General features: G+C 26.8%; 11 protein-coding genes. 6 read left to right on the forward strand and 5 right to left on the reverse strand.

Annotated elements, in window-relative coordinates:
• Positions 1 to 260 (reverse strand): DUF2920 family protein (locus L8T82_RS07770; RefSeq protein ID WP_263726265.1); only part of this gene is annotated, 260 nt, incomplete at its 3' end.
• 61 nt (positions 261 to 321) lie between these two features.
• Between L8T82_RS07770 and L8T82_RS07775 the strand changes: the two genes are divergently transcribed.
• The 6 genes from L8T82_RS07775 to L8T82_RS07800 all read left to right on the forward strand — a co-directional run bounded on the left by L8T82_RS07775 (position 322) and on the right by L8T82_RS07800 (position 5,962).
• Entirely contained in the window at positions 322 to 1,818 is a 1,497-nt protein-coding gene (locus tag L8T82_RS07775) for an amino acid adenylation domain-containing protein (protein WP_263726266.1), read from the forward strand.
• 22 nt (positions 1,819 to 1,840) lie between these two features.
• Positions 1,841 to 2,371, forward strand: coding sequence for an adenylyl-sulfate kinase (locus L8T82_RS07780; protein WP_220567321.1), 531 nt, complete (start codon positions 1,841 to 1,843; stop codon positions 2,369 to 2,371).
• Positions 2,358 to 3,416, forward strand: coding sequence for a sulfate adenylyltransferase (locus L8T82_RS07785; RefSeq protein ID WP_220567322.1), 1,059 nt, complete (start codon positions 2,358 to 2,360; stop codon positions 3,414 to 3,416). Before L8T82_RS07780 ends, L8T82_RS07785 begins: the two co-directional genes overlap by 14 nt.
• A 1-nt stretch (position 3,417) precedes the next feature.
• Positions 3,418 to 4,377, forward strand: a complete 960-nt coding sequence (locus L8T82_RS07790) for a pyruvate kinase (protein WP_220567323.1) — start codon at positions 3,418 to 3,420, stop codon at positions 4,375 to 4,377.
• 11 nt (positions 4,378 to 4,388) lie between these two features.
• The gene (locus L8T82_RS07795) at positions 4,389 to 5,642 is read left to right on the forward strand and encodes a cation:proton antiporter (RefSeq protein ID WP_220567324.1); all 1,254 of its coding nucleotides are present in this window, start codon (positions 4,389 to 4,391) and stop codon (positions 5,640 to 5,642) included.
• 86 nt (positions 5,643 to 5,728) lie between these two features.
• Positions 5,729 to 5,962, forward strand: coding sequence for an acyl carrier protein (locus L8T82_RS07800; RefSeq protein WP_220567325.1), 234 nt, complete (start codon positions 5,729 to 5,731; stop codon positions 5,960 to 5,962).
• Here the strand turns inward: L8T82_RS07800 and L8T82_RS07980 are convergent.
• From L8T82_RS07980 to L8T82_RS07810, 4 genes are read right to left on the reverse strand one after another with little or no spacing between them, the layout of a single operon-like run.
• The gene (locus tag L8T82_RS07980) at positions 5,955 to 6,533 is read right to left on the reverse strand and encodes a DUF2920 family protein (RefSeq protein WP_318530099.1); all 579 of its coding nucleotides are present in this window, start codon (positions 6,531 to 6,533) and stop codon (positions 5,955 to 5,957) included. The two genes, L8T82_RS07800 and L8T82_RS07980, sit on opposite strands and share 8 nt — an antisense overlap.
• Complete coding sequence (locus tag L8T82_RS07985) at positions 6,509 to 6,838, reverse strand: DUF2920 family protein (RefSeq protein WP_318530100.1); 330 nt, start codon at positions 6,836 to 6,838, stop codon at positions 6,509 to 6,511. Before L8T82_RS07985 ends, L8T82_RS07980 begins: the two co-directional genes overlap by 25 nt.
• Positions 6,839 to 6,843: 5 nt before the next feature.
• Positions 6,844 to 7,164, reverse strand: a complete 321-nt coding sequence (locus tag L8T82_RS07990; RefSeq protein WP_318530101.1) for a DUF2920 family protein — start codon at positions 7,162 to 7,164, stop codon at positions 6,844 to 6,846.
• A 9-nt stretch (positions 7,165 to 7,173) separates the two neighbouring features.
• Positions 7,174 to 7,923 (reverse strand): hypothetical protein, encoded by a 750-nt coding sequence (locus L8T82_RS07810; RefSeq protein WP_133319961.1) that lies wholly within the window; start codon positions 7,921 to 7,923, stop codon positions 7,174 to 7,176.
• Positions 7,924 to 7,975 lie beyond the last annotated feature (52 nt).

The following is a 7,975-nucleotide window of genomic DNA, read 5'->3' on the forward strand; positions in this document are numbered from 1 at the left end:
TCCACATCAGAAACTCTTTGGCAAAAACAATGATAAAATACATTTACAGCTACTACATCAAATTTTTTAGCTATAAAATTTCTATAACTTTCTAGAAAATGTATATTTGCATTTGCTCCATATCCACCTATGATAAAAACAATAGCTTTCATTTGCTTACTATCATCATAAGTAATTCTATATTCTAATTTACTTTCTCTTTTTATATTTAATTCTACATCATCACAAGAGTCTATAAAATAAGTTTGATTTATGAGCATATTTTTCTTTCTTGATATTATAATTTATATGCTATTATAACTAAAAAAATCAAGGAAGCTCATGACAACTCATATCAATGATTTTTTACAAGAAAGTGTTGCTAAATTTGGAAGTAAAAATGCTTTTGTTGAGTTTAATGGTAAAAGTATAAACTATAAAGAATTTGATGATTTAAGTAAAAAAATAGCAAGTAAAATTCTTTCTAAACTTCCTACTAAAAGTACACAAGATCCTGTATTAATCATACTTCCTAAAGGGATTGATTGTTTGCTTTCTTTTTTTGGTGTAGCAAAAAGTGGAAATTTTTATACACTTTTAGATGAAAAAAGTCCCAAAGAGCGTGTAGAAAAAGTTATAGAAGTTTTGAAACCAAAGCTTTTAATTACTTCTAAAAAATTAAATTTAGATTTTAGTCTTGATACCATTTTCACAGAAGATTTTGAAAGCTTTGTTATAAATGAAAATGCTTTAGAAAAAGCTTTAAACGATCACATAGATACTAATTTACTTTATGTCTTTTTTACAAGCGGAAGCACAGGAACTCCAAAAGGAGTAAGCATAAGCCATAAAAGTGTGATTGATTATACTTTTTGGGTATGTGAAACTTTTAAGCTAAGCCATGAAGATATACTTGCTAATCAAGCGCCATTTTACTTTGATAATAGCATATTAGATATATTTAGCTCTGTTAAAATGGGAGCTACGCTTCATATACTGCCTAATCATCTTTTTGCTTTTCCAAATAAAATTTTAAAGTATCTAGAACAAGAAAAAATAACAACAATTTTTTGGGTACCTTCAGTACTGATTTATTTTGCTAATACTAATGCTCTTGAAGCCTTTACACTAAGGCATTTAAATAAAATTCTTTTTTGTGGTGAAATCATGCCAAATAAACAACTCAACATTTGGCGTAAGCACCTTCCTAGTGCTTTATTTGCTAATCTTTACGGACCTACTGAAATTACCGATGTGTGCTCTTTTTACATAGTTGATAGGCAATTTAGCGATGATGAGCTTTTACCTATAGGAAAAGCTTGTAAAAATACCCAACTTTTAGTCTTTGATGAAAATTTAAATTTAATTACTCCAAGTCAAGTGGGAATTAAAGGCGAGCTTTATGTAAGAGGAACTTGTCTTTCTTTAGGCTATTACAACGATAAGGAAAAAACAAAGCAAGCTTTTGTGCAAAATCCTTTGCACGATAATTACCTAGACTTGCTTTATAAAACAGGTGATGTGGTAGCTTATAATGATTTTGGTGAACTTTTATGTTATGGACGGATAGATCATCAAATCAAATATATGGGTCATCGCATAGAACTTGGAGAGATAGAAAGTATTATCAATTCTCATGAGAATGTAAGAAATTGTGCTTGTATTTTTAAAGAAGAAATTATTTGCTTTTATGAAAGTAAGGAAGAGTTAGATTTTAAAAACTTTTTAAAAGACAAACTCCCTGTTTACATGATACCTAAAAAATTTGTTAAAATAGAACAATTTACTTTAAATGCAAATGGGAAGATTGATAGGAAGGTTTTAAAGATAATCAAATAAAAAGTATTTAAGGAAGTCAAAAATGAATACAACTTTTCCAGTTATCACTTTAACAGGTCTTGCAGGGAGTGGTAAAAGCACGATAGGAAAAGCTTTATATAATACACTCAAACAAGATTATGCTAATATTATTTATCTTGATGGTGATGAATTTAGAGATATTTTAGAAGCATATGATTATGATAAGCAAAGTCGTATTAACTTGGCTATCAAGCGATCTAAATTTGCCAAATTTTTAAATGATCAAGGCATGATAGTTATCATCACCACAATATCTATGTTTAATGAAATTTATAAATACAATAGGCAAATTTTTCAAAATTATATTGAAGTTTATATTAAATGCAATATGGATGAATTAATAAAGCGAGATCAAAAAGGTCTTTATACTAAAGCAATAAATAAAGAAACACAAAATGTAGTTGGCATTGACATTAGTTTTGACCAACCTCAAGCTAACTTGACCATCGACAACTCTTCTCAAGATAAAATAAAAGAAAAAGTTCAAATGATTATTAAAATCTTAAAAGAAAATAACAATGATAACCATTAACCATGAAAATTTTTTAGATCTTAAATATCTTGCATCAAAAATTTTTGATCCCTTGGAAGGTTTTATGAACTATGAAGATTTTAAAAGTGTAGTTTATAGCATGAAGCTTTCAAATGGTTCAATTTGGACTTTACCTATAACCTTAGAGGTGGAAAATTTAAATTCTTACACTGTAGGTGGTACAAGAGATTTGTATTATAAAAACGAATTAATAGGAAATATACACATAGAAGATAAATTTCAGGTGCAAGATAAAGATTTGTTTGAAATTTATCAAACCAAAGATCTAAATCATCCTGGTATAAAAAAAGAAAAATCAAAATCTTCCTTTAAAATTGCAGGAAAAATACAACTTAAAGAAGAATTTTATCAAGATAGCTTATATAAAAATATATTGCAAGATATTTTTAGTAAAAAAAATAAAGAAGTAAAAACCATTGCTGGTTTTCAAACAAGAAATGCTATACATAAAGCTCACGAGCATTTACAAAAAATCGCTTTAGAACTTTGCGATGCTTTGTTTATTAATCCTTTAATCGGATGGAAAAAAGAAGGTGATTTTACCCAAGAAGCAGTTATGAGTGCATATAAAATAATGTTTGAAGAGTTTTATCCAAAAAATAGAGTATTTATACAAGGTTTAGAAACTAATATGCGTTATGCTGGTCCCAAAGAAGCTATTTTTCATGCAATAGTTCGCAAAAATGCAGGATGTACTCATTTTATTATAGGTAGAGATCATGCTGGCGTGGGTGATTATTATGGAGTGTACGAAGCGCACAAGCTTGCGAAGGAATTAAATTCTGCAAATGAGCTTGGCATAGAGCTATTACTTTTAAAAGAGCCATATTTTTGTACTAAATGTCAAGAGATAGTTAGCGAGAAGGTATGTTCACACAAAGATACTCATAAAATTTCTATCAGTGGTACCAAAATTAGAAAAGCCTTAATTTCGGGAGAAATTCCAAATGAGAGATTTATGAGAAAAGAGGTTGCTCAAACACTCATAAATCTTGGAGTAAGTAATATTTTTATAAAGGATTAAAATGCAAAAATATATATTAACAGTAGGTCCAAGCTTAGGTAATAAATTCAAAATTAATGAAATTCATCAAGATAATTTTATTTATAGAATAAATGGAGCTCATGGTAATTTAGAAGATATAAAAAATACTATTTTTAATATAAGAAACCAAAGCAAATCTGCCAAAATTTTAATTGATCTTCCTGGCAATAAGATAAGAACTGCTAATATTAATGAGCCTATACAAGTTTCCAAAGATCAAGATTTTACCTTAAAAACCACACAATTTAACTTTAAAGATTTTTATAAACTAATTCAACCAGGTATGCAAGTATATGCTAATGATAGTGTGTTTTTGTTTATTGTTAAGTCTGTTAGTAATGAAGAAATAATATTTACTTCCAAAAGCGATGGATTATTATTAAACAATAAAGGTATGCATATAAGAAATCTCCATACAAATATTCCATTTTTATTTGAAAAAGATATGGAATTGATTAAATTCTGTAATGAGTTTAAGATTGACTATCTTGGAGCTTCTTTTGTAAGAAAGGCTCAAGATATAAAAGAGTTAAAACAATCATTAAATTCAGACACCAAGATCATCTCAAAAATAGAAACCTTAGAAGCAGTAAATAATCTATATGAAATTTTACAAGAAATTGATTTTATACTAATAGATAGAGGAGATTTATCTACAGAAATTGGTATCGAAAAAATTCCTAGATTTCAAAATTATATTATTCAAATGGCTAATCATAATGGTGTAAGAGTATTTTTAGCAACTCAAATTCTTAAAAATATGGAAGAAAAACCTATACCTACTATAGCAGAAATCGATGATTTATATAATATATCAAAAAGTGGTGTTTATGGAATTCAATTATCTGAAGAAACAGCTGTTGGGAAATATGTGCAAGAATGTATAAAAATCTTGAATTTAATGAAAAATGAGATTAACTCTGAAAAAATAACTTTATAAAGGGTTGGACAATGAAAATAGAATCTTTAAGTCCTGATAATCTTACTGCTATATTTTTATCTTTAGGTGTTTTACTTTTATCAGCTTTTGTTTTTGGTAAAATTTTTACCTTTTTAAAAGCACCTAAGGTTATTGGGGAGATTACAGGAGGATTTATATTAGGAGCTAGCGGGCTTTATATTATAGCACCTGAATTTGTTACACATATATTTTTAAATTTTCAAGAGCAAGGAAAAATTTTAAATACTTTTTATCAATTAGGTCTTATATTTTTAATGTTTATTGCAGGTTTTAATACACAAATTAATTTTGAAAAACAAAACATTAAAATCATTTTTACTTTATTTTTAGGAGCAACCTTTATACCTATTGCTTTAGGCTATTTTTTTATTGATTATTTCAAAGATAGTTTTATTGGAGAAAAAGGAAATGATTTATCTTTTAGTTTGGTTTTTTTAATAGCCATAGCAGTTACTTCAATTCCTGTTATCTCAAAGATTTTTTTTGATATAGGCATCATAAAAACAAGATTTGCTAGTATAGTTTTAACTACCTCCACCATACAAGATTTATTTTTGTGGATTTTACTCAATGTCGCTATTAATGCCTCAACAAGCAATTCTTTTTCAATTGAAAATAACTTATGGACAGCTTTTATTACTATTATTCTTTTTATCCTTGTAAAAGTTTTAGCAAATATTGTTAGCAAAATTCATTTTCATTTTGAATCTATAGACTTTTTTACGCTTTCTTTTGTGCTATTATTTTTAGCTATTGCGTTGTTAAATATTGTTCATATTAATCCCATGTATACTTCCTTTTTAGTGGGATTTTTAATCAAAAATATATTGCAAAACAATCATGAGTTAAAAGAAAAAATTACTAGTATATCTGATTTTTCTTTTTCTTGTTTTATTCCGATATATTTTGCACTAATTGGAATACAGCTAAATGTTATTCATGAATTTTCATTTATTATGTTTGTTATGTTTTGCTTATTAGCTTGCGTTTTTGAGTTTTTAGGATGTTATTTATCTCTTTTAACTTTAAAAATTTCTAATTTATCAAGAGTTAATTTTGCTATCACCATGAATGCAAGAGGAGGTCCTGGTATTGTTTTAGCTAGCGTTGCTTTTTATTATCAAATTATCAATACTAGCTTTTTTACAACTTTGATACTTACCACTTTATTCTCTTCAATGTTAGCTGGATATTGGCTAAGATATCAAAAAAATAAAAATGATGAAGTATTTTATAAGTTTTGATATAATTGATATAATTGTTTCCTTTAAAAATTTTTATAACTTTGTTTTTATAAAAATTTAGATATCATAATAAAAAAAGGATAAAAATGAAAATTGATTTTAGTAATATACAAAATATGTTTAATGCAATTAATAGAAGTGATATAAATGAAAATAGTCGTAATTTAGTGGATGATGATATTATTGATAGTATTGATATGATGAAATTAATACTTGAAATCGAAAAATTTATAGGAAAAAATTTAGATGCTAAATATATCACTCCGGATAATTTTGAGGATTTTTCTACGATTAAAAATATGCTTGAGGAAGTTATATAATCTCAAGCACAAATTTATTACTTTTATCTTTAAAAGTAAAAACCTTATCCTTACAAGGATAACTTATACTATCTTCTCTTAGGATGAATTTTTTATCCTTAAATTTTTCAAGCATTTTTGGTAATTCCCTACCAAATAAAGCTTTAACTGTTATTCCACCTCCATGTGTGAGTTTTTTTATAAACTTACCATCAATATCTTTTTCATCTATCAAGTGAAAATTAACATCATAACCCAATGTTTTTAAAACTTGCATATATTGAGTTTTAAATTCGCAAGAAGTCAATGGGTCAGCAGAACTATGATAACTTGCATAAAGTATATTTTTATTTTTTTGAGCTTGTAAAATTAAATGAGTTTGATTTAATAAAGTTCTTATTTCATAATTCTCATCTTTAAAACAATATGGCGATTCTTTATTGGCATTCCAATAAGTTTTTAAAAAAATTCCAACCTGAAAATTTCTGGAATAATAAAGCGCATCAGGATGATCTAAATCTTTTCCTATAATATAACCCAAAAGCAATATTGCTTCACCAGAATTATCTATAACTCCATCAACATGCGCCAAGGAGCTATTTTAGATATCAATAAAGATAGATAACCTCCATAAGACCCTCCTCCATAAATTTTTGGTAATCTTCTAAAATCAGGAAAGTTTTTACACAAATCTTTTAAGCTATTAATACAATCAATAGCAGCCATAATACCATAATTTTGATATTCATTATTAGCTGGTAACATAGTAGAAGTTATAAAAAACTTATAATCATTAGCTAAAACACCTTTTAATTTATAAGTATCAATGGTAGATTCCAATGAAACAAGATATTCTTCCATATTCCATGTATTAAGTCCATGCGTATTAAAATTCATCTTTTCTAGGGATTTTTTAATTGATTTACATTATATTCATCATACGAAAATTGTGCACTATATCTTTTATCTTTTTCATTTATTCTACAGCTAAAACAATGATATAAAACACTTACAGCCACTACAAATTTTTTAGCTATAAATTGCCTGTCAAAATCAATGATTGATAAATCAACATTAGAACCATACGCTCCTATGATAAAAACGATAGCTTTCATTTGCTTACTATCATCATAAGTAATTCTATATTCTAACTTACTTTCTCTTTTTATATTTAATTCTACATCATCACAAGAGTCTATAAAATAAGTTTCATTTTTAAGCATAATTTTTCTCTAATCATTAAAATACTTTGTAAAATGCTCTTGATATCGCATCTCTAAATTATCATATATATCTTGAATTTTGTCAATAAATTTTTCATTTCTATATGCTTGCATAGTCATAGAATTAATCTCTTGAAAAGCAAAAAAATCAAATTTTTCTTCATGTGTTAATTCTTCAAGATAAATTACTTTTCCATAATGATCATAAGTATACTGCTTAAGAGTTTCTTCTACTACTTCAAGCACCTTAAACACAAATATCATTATAGGTTCCTTTCTTAATACCTGTGTGCTTTGCTCAAATTCCTTTAAAAACTCATCATTTTTTCTATGGGTTATAGTACAATAATGCTTTTGGGCATCTTTATAAAAAATATCAAATAACGCACAAGGTTTAACCCCTAAAAAATTTCCATCATAATCAACCTGAGGATAATAAGGATAAAGCTTGCATATCAAAGGTCTAAGACTATGAGGATTACAAAGTCCATTTAAATCACATTTTGCAAAATAAGCATTGATTTTTTTTCCATTTTTTAAAGTAAAGGTATTGACTTTTCCATTTTCTAAATATGTATTACCGGCTTGCTTTAGCGAAAGATATTCAACTTCAAGCATAGGTAATATCACCGCACTAGATTTATTAAATTTAAAATATTGTGCATGAATATTATGACAGCATCCGCCATTGCATGTTTTATAGCATTGTGGCGCAAAAATAAATTCTTTATCTTGTAATGAGTTAAAAAAATTTTTCATTTCTTTCCTTTCTTGCATCTTTTAGTTTAATTTTTGAACATCAAGTAATATT

The organism is Campylobacter sp. IFREMER_LSEM_CL292, assembly GCF_025771615.1.
GTDB lineage: Bacteria > Campylobacterota > Campylobacteria > Campylobacterales > Campylobacteraceae > Campylobacter_D > Campylobacter_D lari_D.